The organism is Kocuria turfanensis (assembly GCF_001580365.1).
GTDB lineage: Bacteria > Actinomycetota > Actinomycetes > Actinomycetales > Micrococcaceae > Kocuria > Kocuria turfanensis.
In genome coordinates this window covers 3,037,364-3,054,748 of record NZ_CP014480.1, presented here as the reverse complement: position 1 = coordinate 3,054,748, position 17,385 = coordinate 3,037,364, and the positions used below count along the sequence as shown (strand labels likewise).

The window sequence follows — 17,385 nt, the reverse complement described above, 5'->3', positions numbered from 1 at the left end:
CGTGGGCGCGCCCCAGGTGTTCCGGTTCGAGGAGCTCGGGATGGCGGACGTCGCCCGGGTGGGCGGCAAGAACGCCTCCCTCGGGGAGATGGTGCGCGAGCTGACGGCCCAGGGGGTCCGCGTGCCGGGAGGCTTCGCGACCTCCGCGGACACCTACCGGGCGTACGCGGCGGCCAACGGGATCGGCCCGGCCCTGCGGGAGCGGCTCGAGGAGCACCGGGCGGGTCGTGCGACGCTGCGGGAGACCGGCGCCGCGGTCCGCGAGCTGTTCCTGCGCGGCGAGTTCCCCGAGGACACGGCCCGGCAGATCCGCCGCGCCTACCGGGAGCTCTGCGCGCGCACCGGCCGCGCGGACCTGTCCGTGGCGGTGCGCAGCAGCGCCACGGCGGAGGACCTGCCGGACGCCAGCTTCGCCGGCCAGCAGGAGACGTACCTGCACGTGGTCGGCGAGGAGCAGCTGCTGGCGGCCTGCCGGCGGTGCTACGCCTCGCTCTTCACGGACCGCGCCATCAGCTACCGGGAGCTCAAGGGCTTCGACCACCTCACGATCGCCCTGTCCGTCGGGGTCCAGAAGATGGTGCGGGCGGACCTGGGCGCATCCGGGGTGATGTTCTCCATCGACACCGAGAGCGGTTTCCCGCACGTGGCGGTGATCAGCGCCGCGTGGGGCCTCGGCGAGACCGTGGTGCAGGGCACCGTGGACCCGGACAAGTACCTGGTCTTCAAACCCCTCCTCGACGTCGCCGAGGCCCCGGTCGTGGAGCGGACCCGCGGCGCCAAGCTGCACAAGCTCGTCCGCGACCCCCACGCCCCCGCCGGCACCCGGCTCGAGGAGACCTCCTCCGCCGAGCGGGCGGCGTGGGTGCTCGACGACGCCGACGTCCTGCGGCTGGGCCGCTGGGCCGCGCTCGTCGAGGCGCACTACGGCCGCCCGATGGACATGGAGTGGGCGAAGGACGGTCCCACGGGTGAGCTGTTCCTGCTGCAGGCACGGCCGGAGACCGTCCAGGCCGGGCGCAGCGCGACCCGCTTCACGATCCACCACCTGCAGCGGAAGGGGCGGGTGCTCGCCGTGGGCTCGGCCGTCGGCGACGCCGTGGCCGGCGGCCCGGCCTGCGTGGTCCGGACCGCCGCGGACATCGAGTCCTTCCGCGACGGCGCGGTCCTCGTCACCGAGATGACGGACCCGGACTGGGTGCCGGTGATGAAGCGCGCCGCCGGGATCGTCACCGACCACGGCGGGCCCACCAGCCACGCCGCGATCGTGAGCCGGGAGCTGGGCCTGCCGGCCGTCGTCGGCACCGGCGACGCCTCCCGCCGGGTCGCGGACGGCCAGGAGCTGACCGTCTCCTGCGCGGAGGGCGACCGGGGCACCGTCTACGAGGGCCGGCTCCCGTTCACGGTGGAGGAGGTCGACCTCGGGGCGCTGCCCGGGACGCGCACCGCCGTGATGGTCAACGTGGCCAGCCCCGCCGCGGCGTTCCGCTGGTGGCGGCTGCCGGCCGACGGCGTGGGCCTGGCCCGGATGGAGTTCGTGGTGAACAACATCGTGCGGGCCCACCCCATGGCCCTGGTCCACCCGGAGCGGGTCGCGGACGCGGGAGACCGGCGCCGGATCGCCGAGCTCACCGCGGGCTTCCCCGACGGCCCGGAGTACTTCGTGCAGACGCTGGCGCTGGGCCTGGCCAAGCTCGCCGCCCCCTACCACCCGCGCCCCGTGGTCGTGCGGCTGAGCGACTTCAAGACCAACGAGTACGCCCACCTGGTCGGCGGGGCCGCGTTCGAGGAGGCCGAGGAGAACCCGATGCTCGGCTTCCGCGGGGCGTCCCGCTACTACGACCCCCGGTACCGCGAGGGCTTCGCCCTCGAGTGCCGGGCCCTGCGCAGGGTGCGCGAGCGCATCGGCTTCGACAACGTGGTGGTCATGGTCCCGTTCTGCCGCACCGTGGCGGAGGCGGACCGGGTCCTGGCGACGATGGCCGAGCACGGGCTCGAGCGCGGGCGGCACGGGCTGAAGGTCTACATGATGTGCGAGATCCCCTCCAACGTGGTCCTCGCCGAGCAGTTCGCCACGCGGTTCGACGGCTTCTCCATCGGCTCCAACGACCTCACGCAGCTCGTCCTGGGCGTGGACCGGGACGCCGAGGCCCTGCGCGCGCTGTTCGACGAGCGCGACGAGGCCGTGACCCGGATGATCAGCGAGGCGATCCGCAAGGCCCACGCCGCGGGCATCCCGATCGGCATCTGCGGTCAGGGGCCCAGCAACCACCCGGACTTCGCGGAGTTCCTCGTGCGGGAGGGCATCGACTCGATCTCCCTGAACCCGGACAGCTTCCTCCGGACCGTGCGGCGCATCGCCGAGACGGAGCAGCGGATCGGCCACGACCCCGCGAGGAGGCGCAGGGCGACCATGGAGTCATGACGCTCTCCGTCGGCTCGCGCCCGGACACCGACGTCGACCCGGACCGCGCCGGCCGGTTGCTGGCGTTCCCCCGGCGCTATCCGCTGGTGGCCGTGACCCTGGCCGTGCTCGCCGTGGTCCTGGGGCTGCTGGCCGCCGGGCAGCCGGTGCCGGCCCAGTGGCTGGGCTCGGGCTGGGCGCTGGCCGTGGCCGCCCGGGTGGCGTGGGGCATGGTCGAGGACGTCCTCGCCGGGCACTGGGGAGTGGACCTGCTGGCCGTCACCGCGATCGGCTCCACCGTGGCGGTCGGGGAGCACCTGGCGTCCCTCGTGGTCGTCCTCATGCTCACCGGCGGGCAGGCCCTGGAGGACTACGCCGCGAACCGGGCCCGCAAGGAGCTCAACGCGCTGCTGGAGCGCGCCCCGGTCCTCGCCCACCGGAGGCGCCCGGACGGGTCGGTCCAGGACGTCCCGGTCGAGGAGGTCCGCCCCGGGGACGAGCTGATGGTCCGCCCGGCCGAGGTCGTGCCCGTGGACGGGGAGCTGGTCGGCGCGGACGCCGACTTCGACGAGTCCTCCATCACCGGGGAGAGCCTGCCCGTGACCCGCCGCGCCGGGGAGGCGGTGCTCTCCGGCGCCCTCAACGAGCAGCGGGCCGTGGTGCTGCGGGCCACCGCCACCGTGGCGGACAGCCAGTACTCCCAGATCGTGGCGATGGTGCGCGAGGCCGCCACGTCCCGCGCGCCGGTGGTGCGGCTGGCCGACCGCTACGCCGTGCCCTTCACCGCGTTCGCCTTCCTGGTGGCCGGCCTGGCCTGGTGGTACCACGGGGACCCGGTGGTCTTCGCCGAGGTCCTCGTGGTGGCCACCCCCTGCCCGCTGCTGATCGCGGCGCCCGTGGCGTTCCTGGGCGGCATGAGCCGGGCCGCCCGCAACGGCGTCATCATCAAGAACGCCGGCACCCTGGAGCGGCTCGCGACGGTGCGCACGGCCGCCTTCGACAAGACCGGCACCATCACCTACGGCCGCCCCGAGCTGCTGGCCGTGCACGCCCGTCCCCCGTTCCGCCCGGACGAGCTGCTGCTCCTGGCCGCCTCGGCCGAGCAGTACTCCTCCCACGTGCTCGCGGCCTCGGTCCGGGAGGCCGCGCTCGCCCGGGGGCTGGCCCCGGTCCCGGCCGAGGACGCCCACGAGGAGGCCACCCACGGGGTCACCGCCACCGTGGCCGGGCGCCGGGTGGTGGTCGGCAAGCCCGCCCACGTTGCCCGCGGCGCCCCGGACGTGGCGGAGCAGGCCCTGGGCCCCGGTGAGCTGGCCGTCTACGTGGCCGTGGACGGCCGCTTCGCCGGCACCCTGGTGATGAGCGACCAGGTGCGCGAGGACGCCGCCGCCACGATGGCCGACCTCACCCGGCTCGGGGTGCGGGAGATCCTCGTGCTCAGCGGCGACGCCCGCGCCACCGTGGAGCACGTCGCCGCGGCGCTGGGCATCTCCCGGGTGCTGCCCGAGTGCCTGCCCGAGGACAAGGTCCGCGCCGTCCGGGACGCCCCGGAGCGCCCGGTGCTCATGGTCGGCGACGGCGTCAACGACGCCCCCGTGCTCGCCGCCGCCGACGTCGGCGTCGCGATGGGCGCCCGGGGCGCCACGGCCGCCAGCGAGTCCGCCGACGTCGTCGTCCTCACCGAGGACCTCGCCCGGACGGCGGGCGCGGTGCGGATCGGCCGGCGCACCGTGCGGGTGGCGCTGCAGAGCATCTGGCTGGGCATCGCCCTGTCCGTGGTGCTCATGCTCGTGGCCGCCACCGGGGCGATCCCGGCGATCGTGGGGGCCCTCAGCCAGGAGGTGGTGGATCTCCTGGCCATCCTCAACGCCCTGCGCGCCCTGGGCGGACCGCGCCGTGAGCGAGGGCCCTCCGCCCGGTGACGGTCGTCCCCCCGGTGCGGGGCGGGTCTGGTGGTGCCGGGCACGGCGGGTCGATAATCGGGGCATCCCCGCGGGACCCGCCGCCGTCCGGCGACCGGCCCGGGAGGGGACAGATCGGGGCGCCTGCCGTGGAGAACACCGTGATGAAGATCGTCTACACGTTCTTCCTGGGGGCCCTGCTGGCCCTGTTCGTCGGCCTGGGGATCCAGACCTTCTACCCCGGGCCGGACATGCCCGACTATCCCGTGGAGATGGAGTACGGGGCAGGGCCCGGCGAGCTCACCGAGGAGCAGCGGGAGCAGGAGCGGGAGTTCAACCAGCGGATGGCGCAGTGGCAGGAGGAGCAGCAGGTGTACCACCGCAACGTCGGCGTCGTGGCCCTGGGTGCGGCCGTGCTGCAGCTCGTGCTCAGCCTCGTGCTCGAGAAGCGCAACAAGGTGCTGACCAACGGGGTGATGCTGGGCGGGCTCTTCACCCTGTTCTACGCCATCGGCCGCAGCTTCGCCTCCAGCGAGACCACCATGACGTTCGTCGCCGTGGGCGTGGGCCTGGCCGTGGTGCTGGTCCTGGGCCACCGCCGGTTCTTCCAGGAGCGCCCCGCACCGGCCGCGGCGGACCCGGCGCGGCGCGAGAGCAGCGGCGTCTGATCCGCCCCCGGCGCCGCGGGCCTCAGAAGCCGGAGGGCTCGGTCTCCAGCTCGGGCTCCTCCGGCGGCGGCTCGTGGCTCAGCGGGCGCAGCGCGGAGGTCCCCTCGAACCAGAGCAGGGCGTCGTAGCGCTCCCCCATGCGCGTGGGGACGTAGTTGCCGGCCTCGCGCCACGGGTGGTACACCACCCCGATGGCCCGGTGGCCGAACCGTCCTGACAGCCAGGCCCCGGAGCGGTCCCGGCCGAACACGAGGACCGCGGGCTCGCCGAGGGCCCGGTGCAGGAGGTCCTCGGAGGAGCCGGACCGGGCCTCGGGCACGGCCACGACCTCCTCGGCCTCCCCCCAGGACTCCGCCGCGATCACGGTCCCGCTCCAGCCCGCCATGCCGACGAGCACCACCTCGGGGGCGCTGTGCCGCTCGCGCAGCAGCTGTCCCACGTTGACCAGCCCGGCGTCGAACATGTCGGTGGCCCGGGCGTCTCCCACGTGCGAGTTGTGCTCCCACACGAGCCCCTTGGCGCCGGGGCCGTGGTGCCGGGAGAGCAGCTCCGCCGTGTCCGCCATGTGCTCGTCGCGCACGTTCCAGGACTGCCGGTCCCCGCGGACCATGGTGCGGTAGTAGCGCTCGGCGTCGGTGGCGACCATGGCGTTGAGCGCGACGTCGAACGCGGCGGGGTCCTCCTCCAGCCGGCCGAGCGTGCGCCGGCGGACCTCCGCCAGGAGGGCGACGACGTCGGCCTCGCAGCTCTCGGGCACGATCCGGGTGCTCCACGCGTACTCGTGCGGGTCCTCGTGGAACGGGACGAAGCACTGCCACGCCTGCAGCGCGGCCGGCAGGGCCTCGGGGGCGTTGGCCTCGAGCCAGGTGATGATCTCCCGCAGCGAGTCCCACAGCGAGTAGACGTCCAGGCCGTAGAAGCCCACCTGCTCCGCCTCCGGCCGGCGCGCGTTCTCCTCCCGCAGCCAGTCGAGGAACTCGGCGACCTCCTCGTTCGCCCACATCCAGCGGGGCCAGCGGCCGAAGCCGGCCAGGACCCCGCGGGCGTCCCGGTCCTGCTCGGCCTGTCCGCGCACCCACCGGTTCAACCGCCAGCAGTCGGGCCAGTCGCCCTCCACCCCGATCCAGGTGAAGCCGTGCTCCTCGATGAGCCGGCGGCTGAGCAGCGCCCGCCACCGGTAGTACTCGTGGGTGCCGTGCGAGGCCTCCCCCACGGCCACGAACCGGGCCCCGGCGCAGCGCTCGACGAGCCGGTCGAGGTCCGGGGCGCCCGTCAGCGGAGCGGCCAGGGAGCGGATCTCGGCGAGGACCCCGGCGGCCCGGGACCGCCCGTGCGCGGCGGCGGTCACCGGAGGTCTCCGCCGGTGTGCTCCCGGGCCGGCGCCAGGTGCCGGAGGAACCAGTCCCGGGCCAGCCCGGCGGCCTCGTCGAGCGTGCCGGGCTCCTCGAACAGGTGCCCGGCGCCCTCCACGACGGCCAGCCGGGTGGGGCACTGCATCGACTCCTGCGCCCAGCGGTTGAGGCCCAGCACCTCGACGTCACGGCTGCCGACGATCAGCAGGGTGGGCGCCTGCACGAGGCGCAGCCGCTCCCCGGCGAGATCGGGGCGCCCGCCGCGGGAGACCACGGCCGTGACCGGCGCCCCGGGCTCGGCCGCCGCCCACAGGGCGGCACCGGCCCCGGTGCTCGCCCCGAACCAGCCGACCGGGGACGCGGCGGAGCCCGGCTGCTCCCGCAGCCAGGCGGTGGCCAGGAGCAGCCGGCGGGCGAGCAGCTCGATGTCGAAGACGTTGGCGCGCTCGGCCTCCTCCTCGTCGGAGAGCAGGTCGAGCAGCAGGGTTCCCAGGCCCGCCCGCTGCAGCACGGAGGCCACGTACTGGTTCCGCGGACTGTGCCGGCCGCTGCCGCTGCCGTGGGCGAAGACCACCACCCCGGCGCCGGGAGCCGGCAGGTGCAGGTGGGCCTCGAGCCGCGTCGACCCGGCCGGGATGCGCACGTCGGCGTCCACGGGATCCCCGGGCGCGGCGGCGCTCCGTGCGGGGGGCAGCTGCGCCTCGTGCCGGCGGCGGGCGGCGTCCAGCAGGGCGACCACCTCGTCGTCCTCGGTCGCGGAGAAGTCGCGGTAGTGGTGGCCCACGGCCGCGAAGTAGGGCGGGGTGGCCAGGCAGATGACCTCGTCGGCCTCGGTCACCCGGCCGAGGGCCTCCTCCGGGGCCACCGGCACCGCGAGCACCACCCGCCCGGCGCCCAGCTGACGGGCGATCCGGCAGGCCACGCGCGCGGTGGAGCCGGTGGCGATGCCGTCGTCGACCACGAGGGCGATCCGGCCCGTGAGGTCGATCCGTTCCCGGCCCTCCCGGAAGCGGGCGGTCCGGGCCTCGAGCACGGCGCGCTCCCGCTCCTCGATCCGCTCCAGCTGCGCGTCCGTCACCCCGAAGTACTGCAGGGTGCGCTCGTCGAGCACCCGGGCGCCCTCCTCGCCGATGGCGCCCATCGCCAGCTCCGGCTGGGAGGGGACCCCCAGTTTGCGGACCACGATGACGTCGAGCGGGGCGTCGAGCATCTGGGCCACCTCGTAGGCAACCGGCACTCCGCCGCGGGGCAGTCCCAGCACCACCACGTCCCGGCCGCGCAGGGGCAACAACCGCCTGCCGAGCCGGTGTCCGGCGTCGGCCCTGTTCTCGAAGACCACCATGTCTCCCACCACCCCTCCGGCGGGCGCGTCCCGCCGTCCCGGCGCTGCCTCGCCCCCGGCGCCACCGGCACCGGGGACCGGACGCCGGAGCGGACGCTCCCAGCGTAGGCAGGGGCGGAACCCGGTGGAAGACCCGCCCGTCAGGTGACGGACGTGGACATCGCCGCGGGTCGGGTCGATAATGCGAGCACCCGGGGCCGACGACGGACCGTCCGGCCCGCACGACACCGCACGAACGAGCCCGCACGGCGGGAGGACGGAGCACGCCGCATGGGCGACCGCACGCAGACCCGGACCATGGGCACGGTCTACGCGCTCTTCCTGGGGGCGCTGATCGCCCTCTTCGTGGGTCTCGGCGTCAGCACGGTCCACCCCGGACCGCAGGAGCCGGAGGCGTCCCCGGAGCTCGTCGCCGCGCAGGAGGTCCGGGAGCTGACCGCGGAGGAGCAGCAGCAGTGGGCGGAGCACCTGCGCGACCGGGAGGCGCGGGAGGAGCGGTCCATGCGGCACAGCCGGGACGTGGGCGTGGCCACCCTGGTCGTGGCCGTGGGGCTGCTCGGGCTCGGGCTGCTGGTCGAGCGGCGCGGGCCGGTGCTGGCCAACGGCGTCCTGCTGGGCGGGCTGTTCACCCTGCTCCACAGCGTGGTGCGCAGCCTGATCTCCCAGGACACCCTCGTCACCTTCGGGGTGGTCACGGTGTCCCTGGTGGTGGTCCTGTTCCTGGGCTACCGCCGCTTCGTGGACCGGCCCACCGGCTCCGGGGAGACGGCCGGCCCGGTGCGCGTGGTGGTCAGCCGCAACGGCAAGGACGCCTCCCACCGCTGAGCGCGCCGGGCGGGCCCGGTCACAGCGGCAGCGGGAGCTTCTCGTCGAGCACGGCCCGGACCGCGTCGGCGTCGACGTCCGCGACGGAGGCGTGCTCCCACACCGGGGCGTTGTCCTTGTCCACGAGGACCGCGCGCACGCCCTCCGCGAAGTCGGGCCGGGCGATCGTGTCCGCGGCCAGGCGCAGCTCCCGCTCCAGGCAGGAGCGCACGCTGTCGTCGGCCGCGCCGCGCTCGAGCAGCTCGAAGGTGCGCACCAGCGAGGACGGGCTCATGCCCGTGAGGTCCTCGGGGGCGGCGGCGACGATCTCCCGCAGGGTCGGGGCCCCGTAGCGGTCCTCGATCTCCTCCCACCGGGCGACGACGGGCGAGGGCTCCGGCTCGCGCGCGAAGCGGGCGAGGGCCTCGGCGGGTCCCTCCTCCACCACGGCCGCCGCGAGGTCGGGGAAGTCCTCGTCGGCCACGAGGACGTCGGCCAGTCCGAGGGCCACGGCGTCCGCTCCGCTGATCCGCTGCCCGCCGAGGGCGAGCCAGCGCCCCACGGCGAGGCTGGGCTCCCCCCGGCGGTCCGGGCGGGAGACGCGCGGCAGGAACCAGGAGGCGCCGATGTCGGTGAAGAAGCCGATCTTCGTCTCCGGCATCGCCATGACGGTCGATCCGCCGACCACCCGGTGGGACCCGTGCACGGAGATGCCCATGCCGCCGCCCATGCAGATGCCGTTCATGAGCGCCACGTAGGGCTTGGGGTAGTCCGCGATCAGGCAGTCGAGGGCGTACTCGACGGCGAAGACCTGCGTCGCCGCCTCCAGCTGGCCCTCGCGCACGGCGTCGCGCACCTGCCGGATGTCACCGCCGGCGCACCAGGCCTTGGCGGAGGCCGAGGTGACCAGGACGTGGCGCACGGCGTCGTCGTCCTGCCACGCGTCCAGGGCGGCCTTCAGGTCGTGGTACATCTGCGCGGTGAGCGCGTTGAGCTGGCGGGGACGGTTGAGCACGAGGTGCCCGGTCCCGTTGCGGACCTCGGCGAGGACGTGCTGGTCGGTGTCCGCGGGCGGGGCGGCGGTGTGGGTCATGGCCCCACCCTGCCACGCGGGACCCGGGCGTGTCATGGCTCACACGCCCGACGGCGGCCACTGCCCCCGCTCGGCCAGCAGCTCGGCGAGGAGGTCGGCGCGGTCGGTGACGATCCCGTCCACGCCCAGCTCCAGCAGCTCGGCCATCTCGGCGGCGTCGTTGATCGTCCACACGTGCACGTCGATGCCGTGCCGGTGGGCGAAGTCCAGGAAGCGCGGGGTGACGAGCTCGAGCTCGGCCCCACCGCGGAGCCGGTGGCGCCGCGGGATCTGGACGGTGTCGAAGGGCGCGATCCACCGGGCCGCCGCCCGCCGGGCCAGACGCCAGCTCGGCCCGCCCAGCCAGGAGCACACGAGCAGCAGGCGCATCCCGCCCTGGCCGGAGGAGGTGGGCACGGGCCGCCCGGCGAGCTCGTGGAGCCGGCGCAGCGTGCGCCGGCGCCGGCTCTCGGAGAAGGACGTCACCCGCACCCGGTGCACGGCCCCCAGCGCGTGGAGCAGCGGGGGCAGGGCGGTCACCGACGCCTCGTCCTTGACGTCGATGTTGAGCTTGAGCTCCGGGAGCTCGGTGAGCAGGTCGGCGAGCCGCGGGATGCCGCCGGCCCCGGCCACCCGCCGGGACCGGATCTGATCCCAGGTCAGGCGGGAGACCTCGCCGGCGTCGCCGGTCACGCGGTCGAGCGTGCCGTCGTGGAAGGACAGGACCACGCCGTCGGCGGTCGTGTTGACGTCGGTCTCGATCCACTCGTAGCCGAGGTCGCGGGCCGCGCGGAAGGCGTCGAGGGTGTTCTCGGCGCCCTCGCGCGAGAAGCCGCGGTGGGCGAGGGCGGCAGGGGCGTCGCGCCGGCGCGCTGGTGGGGTCACACCCCCATTGTTACCCCGCGGTAGCGGAATGTCCCGCCCGTGACGCGCCGGGTCGGCGGCCGTGCAGCAGCGCCTCGATCACCTGGGCCACCCCGTCCTCCGCGAAGGGCGGGGCCGTGCGGCCCACGGCCCGGGCGACGGCGGGGTGCCCGCTCGCCATCGCGTAGCCGTGGCCGGCCCAGGTCAGCATCTCCAGGTCGTTGGGCATGTCCCCGAAGGCCATGACCTCCTGCGGCAGGACCCCGCGCTCGGCCGCGTACTGCTCCAGGGTGCGGGCCTTCGTCAGCCCCCGCTGGCCCATCTCCACGAGCGGGGCGGCCGCGACCGAGTGCGTGACGGACAGCCGTCCGGCCACCAGATCGGTCAGCGCCCGGTAGTACTCCTGCGGGTCGGCGGAGTCCAGCTTGGCGAGGAACTTCACGAGGCCCGTGCCGGCGGGCAGGCGCTCCCGCAGCGGGCCGACCCGCGGGGCGCCGATTCCCATGCGGTCGGTGCGGGCCCAGCCGTGGTCGGTGTAGACGCCGTCCAGCGTCTCGGCGGCGAACAGCGTGCCGGGATGGCGCGCGGCCACCTCGTCCATGACCGTGAAGGCCTCGGAGACCGGGAACAGGCTGGACTCCACCACGACGTCGGCGGTGAGGTCGTAGACCACCGCGCCGTTGGAGCAGATCACCACGCCCTGGTGCGCCAGCTGGTCGCGCAGCGGGTCGAGCCAGCGCATGGGCCGGCCCGTCACGAACACCACGTGCAGGCCCTCGTCCTGGGCGGCCCGGATCGCCTCGACGGTGCGCGGGCGGAACCGGAAGTCGTCCCCCAGGACGGTGCCGTCCAGGTCGCTGGCGATCAGCTTGACGGGTGCGGCGTCGCCGGGCACCTCCAGGGGCGGGGTCACGGGAGCGGGCTCACGGCTCCTCGCGGCGCCGGCCCGGCCGCACGCGGGCCGGGGGACGGTGCGCGGTCGGGCACGGGGTCCTCCTGTCGGTCGGGCACGGATCTGCTCTGCTCTGCTCTGCTCAGGAGGAGGGCAGCTCGTCCGCGCGCGGCAGGTCGGCACCGGCGCGCGAGACCGTGACGCCCGCCGCCGAGGCGGCGTAGCGCAGCAGCTCGCCCACCTGCTCCGCATCGAGGTCGTCGAGCCGCTCGCGGGCCGGCGCCCCGGTGAAGCCGTGGTCGGTGAGCCAGGCCAGCAGCGCGGCCATGAACGAGTCGCCGGCGCCCACGGTGTCCACCACCTCGGCACGGGCGGCGGGCACCTGCACCCCCCGCGGGCCGGTGGCGCGGGTGAGTGCCCAGGGCCCCAGCGGGCCGCGGGTGACGACGACGAGCTCCGCGCCGGCCCGGAGCCAGGCCGCGGCGCTCTCCTCGACGCTGCGGTGGGGGTAGAGCCACAGGAGGTCCTCGTCCGAGGCCTTCACGACGTCGGCGAGGGCCACGAGCTGCTCGGCGCGCGCCCGGGCCCGGGAGGAGTCGGGGATGATGGACGGCCGGCAGTTCGGGTCGTAGGAGACGAGCGCGGTGTGCTGGGCCAGCTCCACGGCGTGGCGCACCTTCGAGGCGCCGGGCTCGAGCATCGCGCCGATCGACCCGACGTGCAGCAGGGTGGTGTCGCGGAGCATCTTGCCCAGCTGCTCGTCGCCGAGGTCCAGGGACCAGTCCAGCTGGAAGTCGTAGGTCGCGGCGCCGTCGTCGCCGATCACGGCCTCGGCCACGGACGTCGGCCGCGCGTCGGCCTCGAACGGCAGGAGCACGCCGTTGTCCCGCAGGTGGGCCTCGACCTGGGCGCCGTACTCGTCCTCGCCGTAGCGGCCCAGGAACTGGACCCGGTGCCCGAGGCGGGCCAGGCCCACGGCCACGTTCATGGGGCTCCCCCCGGCGTGCGCGCGGGGCTCCTGTCCGCGCTTCGAGACCACGTCCACGAGCGCCTCACCGATCACCGTCAGCATGTCCTCACGGTAGCACCCGCCGCTCCGGCCGCACCGGCGTCCCAGGGCCGTAACGCGGCCCCGTCCCGGCGTCGCGGTGCCCTTAGAATGGGCGGTGGCACCCTGCGCGACCCGCAGCGGCGCGCGCACCCGAGACCGCGCAACGAGGCGCGGCCCGTCACGGCCGGACACGATGACGTCCCCGGCCGAGGAAGAGAGTCATTCTTGAGCACTCCCGAAAGCTGGTCCGACCGCGAGGCCCTCGCCGAGCTCATGGTTCCCCTGGTCGGCCGCCTGCACCGCGAGAACAAGGTCGTCCCGACCGTCTACGGCCGTTCGCTGGTGCACAAGTCCGTCACCCAGATCCTCAAGGCCCACCGCTTCGCCCGCCGCATCGACGGCCAGGAGCTGCCGCTGGAGGACACCACCCGCCTGCTCGAGGTGATGTCCGGGCTCAACCTCGGCACCTGCGCGGTGGACCTCGGCAAGCTCAACCGGCTGGCCCAGGCGTCGGACCAGGACCTCGAGGCGTTCCTGCGCGAGGAGCTCGCCCCGGTGGTGGACCGCAAGGCGCAGAACCTCCCGGAGTCCCAGGACGTGGTCCTCTACGGGTTCGGCCGCATCGGCCGCCTGCTCGCCCGCATCCTGGTGAACCGCAACGACGGCACCGGGCTGAACCTGCGCGCCGTCGTGGTGCGCAAGAAGCCCGGCAACGACCTGGTCAAGCGCGCCTCGCTGCTGCGCCGCGACTCGGTGCACGGGAAGTTCGACGGGACGATCCACGTCGACGAGGAGAACAACGTCATCACCGCCAACGGCGTGGCGATCAAGTTCATCTACGCGAGCGACCCCTCCGAGATCGACTACACCGCCCACGGCATCGACAACGCGATCGTCGTGGACAACACGGGCGTGTGGCGCGACGAGGCGGGCCTGTCCAAGCACCTGCAGTCCAAGGGCGTGGCCAAGGTCCTGCTCACGGCGCCGGGCAAGGGCGAGCTGAAGAACATCGTGTGCGGCGTCAACGACGACATGATCGCCCCGGAGGACACCATCCTCTCCGCCGCGTCCTGCACCACCAACGCCATCACCCCGGTGGTGAAGGTCGTCAACGACAGGTACGGCATCGCCCAGGGCCACGTCGAGACGGTGCACTCCTACACGAACGACCAGAACCTCATCGACAACTGGCACAAGGGCGACCGCCGCGGCCGCTCCGCCGCCCTGAACATGGTCATCACCGAGACCGGCGCCGCCAAGGCCGTGGCCAAGGCCCTGCCGGAGATGGCCGGGAAGCTGACCGGCAACGCGATCCGCGTGCCCACCCCGGACGTCTCCATGGCCATCCTGAACCTCCAGCTCGAGGAGGCCCCGGAGTCGGAGGCCGCCGTCAACCGGTACCTGCGGGACATCTCCCTGAACTCGTCCCTGCGCAAGCAGATCGACTACACCGACTCCCCGGAGGTCGTCTCCACCGACTTCGTCGGCTCCCGCCGGGCGGGCGTCGTGGACGGCCTGGCCACGATCGTCAACGGCAGCTCGCTGGTGCTCTACGTCTGGTACGACAACGAGTTCGGCTACTCCTGCCAGGTGGTGCGGGTGCTGGCCCGGATGGCCGACATCGCCATGCCGCAGTTCCCGGCGGAGCGGGTCGCGGTGGGCGCGCTGCCGGGCTGATCCGTTCCCGGGCGGTGCCCGCGAGGAGGGGCCGTGCCACCCGGGCACGGCCCCTCCTCGCGCGTCCGGGGCCTGCCCGGGGTGGTGACAGGGGTCTGCCCCGGCGGTGACGGGGGCCCGTCTCAGGCGGTGAAGAAGGCCCCGGCGACGGCGCCGAGGGCGGCGACGTCGTCCACGTGGCACAGCTCCCGGGCCGAGTGCATGGACAGCAGGCCGATCCCGACGTCGATCGTGCGGATGCCCAGCCGGGCGGCCGTGATGGGCCCGATCGTGGACCCGCAGGGCACCCGGTTGTTGGAGACGAACTCCTGGTAGCCGACCCCGGCGCGCCCGCAGGCCTCGGCCCAGATCCCGGCGCCCACGGCGTCCGTGGCGTAGCGCTGGTCGGCGTTGATCTTCAGCAGCGGACCCGCCCCCGGCACGGGCCGGTTCACCGGGTCGTGGTGGCCCTGGTAGTTGGGGTGCACCAGGTGCCCGGCGTCGGCGGACAGGCACACGGACCCGGCCAGAGCCCGGCGGTGCTCGGCCGCGGTGCGCCCCAGACCGTCGGCGACGCGCACCAGCACGTCCTCCAGGAACGGTCCGGCGGCCCCGGAGCGGGTGCCGGAGCCGATCTCCTCGTGGTCGAACGCGGCGAGCACCGCGATGTGCCGCCCGGCCTCGACGGCCTCGGCCTCGCGGAGCAGGGCGCTGAGCCCGGCGTGCACGGAGGAGAGGTTGTCCAGCCGTCCGGAGGCGAGCAGGGTTCCGCCGTGCCCGAACACGGCGGGCGGCTGGGCGTCCGCCAGCACCACGTCGTAGCCGAGAATCCCCTCCGGGTCCACGGGCCCGCCCGCGGCGTGCTCGGCCAGCAGCGCCAGGACGTCGGCGTCCTCCGGCCGCCCCACGCCCCAGATCGGCTGCACGTGCTGCTGCCGGTCCAGCTGCAGCCCCTTGTTGGCCTCGCGGTCCAGGTGGATGGCCAGCTGCGGGATCCGCGCCACGGGACCCGTCGCGGTGAGCCGCTCGACCGGCGCGCCGTCGTCGCCGCGCAGCACCAGCCGCCCGGCCAGGCGCAGCTCGCGGTCCAGCCACGAGTTCAGCAGCGGCCCGCCGTAGACCTCCACGCCCGCCTGGTACCAGTCGTGGGCGGTGGTGGTGGGCCGGGGCTTGAGCTTGAAGCCCGGCGAGTCGGTGTGCGCGCCGAGGATCCGGAAGCCCGCCGCGGGGGTGACGTCCGCCGGCGTGGTCCACGCGATGAGGGCCCCGTCGCGGAGCACGTAGCGCCGCCCGCGCACGCCGGTCCCGGACCAGTCCACGGTCTCGTCGAGCCGGGTGAAGCCGGCCTCCTCCAGCCGCGCGGCCGCGGCGTGGGCCGCGTGGAAGGAGCTCGGCGAGTCCAGCACGTAGCGGCCGAGGTCCTCGGCGGTGGACAGCGGGTCGGCGGTGGGGGCGGGGCGGGGGTCCATGGCGCCAGTCTACGGAAGGCGCTGCGGCACCGGCCCGGGAGCCTGGCCGGCCCAGTGGCCGGGGCAGGCGGGAGGACCGGGGCACACCCAGGCGCCGGCCCCGGGACCGCCCCACGCCGGCGCGCCGGGACCGAGCACGGCCGGGCGCGGGGGACGCACGGTGCGGGTGACCTCCACCCCGTGCTTGCGCGCGGACCGGACCGCGAGCCACGCGAAGAGCACCTGCATGGCCGCGGAGAGCGCGAGCGCCAGCCCCGTGGACTCCTGGGCGTCCGGATCCGCCAGGCCGAAGGCCCCGAAGAGGGTCGCCACCACGTTGTTGACCACGTGCAGCGCGATCGCGGCCTCGAGCCCGCCCGTGCGCCAGGTCAGCCACCCGGCGACGACCGCCATGACCGCCACGGCCAGCAGGCCCCAGGCGTCGTACAGGTGCCCGAAGGTGAACAGGGGCACCGGCAGGAGGATGGCGAACACGGGCCGGCGCAGCCAGCGGCCGACGGTCTGGAGCAGGTAGCCGCGGAAGACGAGCTCCTCGGCCGCGCACTGCAGCGGCACCACGAGCACGATCATCGCGATCAGCCACCAGAAGCCCGCGACCGGCCGGGGCGGGGGCGGCGTCCCGAGCATCGCCAGCTCCAGCAGGAGTGCGGCCGCGTGGCCGAGCGCGTAGATCGCCAGCGCCACGAGCAGGCAGCGGGCCAGGAAGCCCCAGCGCAGCCGCCCGGTGACCGACAGCAGCAGTCCGATCGGGCGGGGGCCCATGATCGCCCGGGCCGCCAGCAGCGCGGGGATCATGAGGACCAGGGAGAAGAAGAGCATGAAGAAGATCGCCGGGTCCATGATGTCCAGGGCCGTGGCGTCGAGGACGAGGTCGTCCATGGCCTCCTCCCCGCGCACGGCCATCAGCCCGACGGCCCACACGATGCCGAAGACGACCGTCAGCACCAGGTAGAAGGCGCCGAAGAGCAGCAGCTCCACGAGGGGCTTCCACCACCGGTGCTCGGGGTCGGCGTGGGCCAGGCGGTGGTACGGCAGGACCCGGGGCGCGGGCTCCGGGCGGTGGTCGTCGAGGGGTCCCGGGCTCCACGGGGCGGCGCGCATGGTCATGTCCCTACGCTATCGGCCCCGGCGTCCCGCGGACACGCGGCAGTTCCGGGGGCGGCCGCGCCGGGCTCAGCGCGCGTAGCGGTCCACGAACGCCGCGAGGAGCTTCGCCGGCTCGGTCACGGGCGGGCCCCGGCGGATCCGGTCCTTGACCTCCTCGGCCCCGTCGGCCGGGAAGTAGCCGTGCTCCTTGTACGCCTCGATCCGGTTCAGCAGGGCGGGGGCGTCCAGCTCGGGGTGGAACTGGGTGGCGTAGAGGTTCTGCTTGATCCGGAACATCTGGACGGGGCACCCCGTGCCGGTGGCCAGCAGGACGGCGGCGGGCGCGAGCGTGCGCGTGCCCTCCTTGTGCCCCACGAACCCGTGGAAGACGGCCGGGAACTCCCGGAGCAGCGGATCCCGCCGCCCCTCCTCGGTGAGGCTCACCTCGATGACGCCGATCTCCTCGCCCCGGGTGCGGTCCACGATCCCGCCCTGGTGGGTGCCGAGGGTGCCGACGCCGTAGCAGGCGCCCAGGAAGGGGAAGTCCCGGGCGACGACCTCGTCGAGCAGGTCCCGCATCTCCGACTCGGCGCGCCGCTGCGTCTCCGACTTCAGCTCGGGAGGGTCGGAGGAGTTGAACGGGGAGCCGCCGATGATGACCCCGGAGTAGCGCTCGAGGTCGATCGGCGGCATCGGTCCGGCCTCCAGGCGGACCCGGTCGAGCGAACTCTCCTGCAGACCGCTGAAGCGGCAGATGGTCTCGTACTCCTCGTCCGCGACGTCGTCCTCGGCGCGGGTGGCGAGCAGCAGGAAGGGCTTCATGACCC

General features: G+C 74.5%; 14 protein-coding genes. 5 read left to right on the top strand and 9 right to left on the bottom strand.

What is annotated here, in order from left to right:
* Position 1 precedes the first annotated feature (1 nt).
* The 3 genes from ppsA (at position 2) to AYX06_RS14060 (ending at position 4,970) form a co-directional block, all read left to right on the top strand.
* Positions 2-2,422 carry a phosphoenolpyruvate synthase gene (gene ppsA, locus AYX06_RS14070; RefSeq protein ID WP_147017526.1) on the top strand — a complete coding sequence of 807 codons (2,421 nt, stop codon included), beginning with the start codon at positions 2-4 and terminating at the stop codon, positions 2,420-2,422.
* Positions 2,419-4,323, top strand: coding sequence for a heavy metal translocating P-type ATPase (locus AYX06_RS14065; RefSeq protein ID WP_084271643.1), 1,905 nt, complete (start codon positions 2,419-2,421; stop codon positions 4,321-4,323). Before ppsA ends, AYX06_RS14065 begins: the two co-directional genes overlap by 4 nt.
* A 140-nt stretch (positions 4,324-4,463) precedes the next feature.
* Positions 4,464-4,970 (top strand): hypothetical protein, encoded by a 507-nt coding sequence (locus tag AYX06_RS14060; protein ID WP_147017528.1) that lies wholly within the window; start codon positions 4,464-4,466, stop codon positions 4,968-4,970.
* Positions 4,971-4,992: 22 nt separating this feature from the next.
* Here AYX06_RS14060 and AYX06_RS14055 read toward each other — a convergent pair whose 3' ends face one another.
* Both AYX06_RS14055 and AYX06_RS14050 read right to left on the bottom strand, forming a co-directional pair.
* On the bottom strand, positions 4,993-6,318 hold the full coding sequence (locus AYX06_RS14055; protein ID WP_062736298.1) for an erythromycin esterase family protein: 1,326 nt from the start codon (positions 6,316-6,318) through the stop codon (positions 4,993-4,995).
* A complete protein-coding gene (locus AYX06_RS14050) occupies positions 6,315-7,664 on the bottom strand; it encodes a phosphoribosyltransferase (protein WP_186815627.1) in 1,350 nt (449 codons plus the stop codon). The genes AYX06_RS14055 and AYX06_RS14050 overlap by 4 nt, the downstream gene beginning before the upstream one ends.
* Before the next feature lie 270 nt (positions 7,665-7,934).
* On the opposite strand from AYX06_RS14050, the gene AYX06_RS14045 reads away from it, so the two are divergent.
* Entirely contained in the window at positions 7,935-8,489 is a 555-nt protein-coding gene (locus AYX06_RS14045; RefSeq protein WP_062736297.1) for a hypothetical protein, read from the top strand.
* A gap of 19 nt (positions 8,490-8,508) precedes the next feature.
* Here AYX06_RS14045 and AYX06_RS14040 read toward each other — a convergent pair whose 3' ends face one another.
* The 4 genes from AYX06_RS14040 to AYX06_RS14025 all read right to left on the bottom strand — a co-directional run bounded on the left by AYX06_RS14040 (position 8,509) and on the right by AYX06_RS14025 (position 12,368).
* Positions 8,509-9,561, bottom strand: a complete 1,053-nt coding sequence (locus AYX06_RS14040) for an enoyl-CoA hydratase/isomerase family protein (protein ID WP_062736296.1) — start codon at positions 9,559-9,561, stop codon at positions 8,509-8,511.
* Positions 9,562-9,600: 39 nt separating this feature from the next.
* A complete protein-coding gene (locus AYX06_RS14035; RefSeq protein ID WP_062736295.1) occupies positions 9,601-10,425 on the bottom strand; it encodes a glycerophosphodiester phosphodiesterase family protein in 825 nt (274 codons plus the stop codon).
* Between the two features lie 10 nt (positions 10,426-10,435).
* On the bottom strand, positions 10,436-11,317 hold the full coding sequence (locus AYX06_RS14030; protein ID WP_232319319.1) for an HAD family hydrolase: 882 nt from the start codon (positions 11,315-11,317) through the stop codon (positions 10,436-10,438).
* A gap of 121 nt (positions 11,318-11,438) precedes the next feature.
* Positions 11,439-12,368 (bottom strand): carbohydrate kinase family protein, encoded by a 930-nt coding sequence (locus AYX06_RS14025; RefSeq protein WP_062736294.1) that lies wholly within the window; start codon positions 12,366-12,368, stop codon positions 11,439-11,441.
* 204 nt (positions 12,369-12,572) lie between these two features.
* Here AYX06_RS14025 and AYX06_RS14020 point away from each other — a divergent pair, with 204 nt between their 5' ends.
* On the top strand, positions 12,573-14,024 hold the full coding sequence (locus AYX06_RS14020) for a glyceraldehyde-3-phosphate dehydrogenase (RefSeq protein ID WP_084271642.1): 1,452 nt from the start codon (positions 12,573-12,575) through the stop codon (positions 14,022-14,024).
* Between the two features lie 122 nt (positions 14,025-14,146).
* Here AYX06_RS14020 and AYX06_RS14015 read toward each other — a convergent pair whose 3' ends face one another.
* The 3 genes from AYX06_RS14015 to AYX06_RS14005 all read right to left on the bottom strand — a co-directional run bounded on the left by AYX06_RS14015 (position 14,147) and on the right by AYX06_RS14005 (position 17,380).
* Positions 14,147-15,472, bottom strand: coding sequence for a M18 family aminopeptidase (locus AYX06_RS14015; RefSeq protein WP_062736293.1), 1,326 nt, complete (start codon positions 15,470-15,472; stop codon positions 14,147-14,149).
* Positions 15,473-15,481: 9 nt separating this feature from the next.
* Positions 15,482-16,579 (bottom strand): CPBP family intramembrane glutamic endopeptidase, encoded by a 1,098-nt coding sequence (locus AYX06_RS14010; protein ID WP_084271641.1) that lies wholly within the window; start codon positions 16,577-16,579, stop codon positions 15,482-15,484.
* 66 nt (positions 16,580-16,645) lie between these two features.
* On the bottom strand, positions 16,646-17,380 hold the full coding sequence (locus tag AYX06_RS14005; protein ID WP_062736291.1) for a glutamine amidotransferase: 735 nt from the start codon (positions 17,378-17,380) through the stop codon (positions 16,646-16,648).
* Between the last annotated feature and the right edge of the window lie 5 nt (positions 17,381-17,385).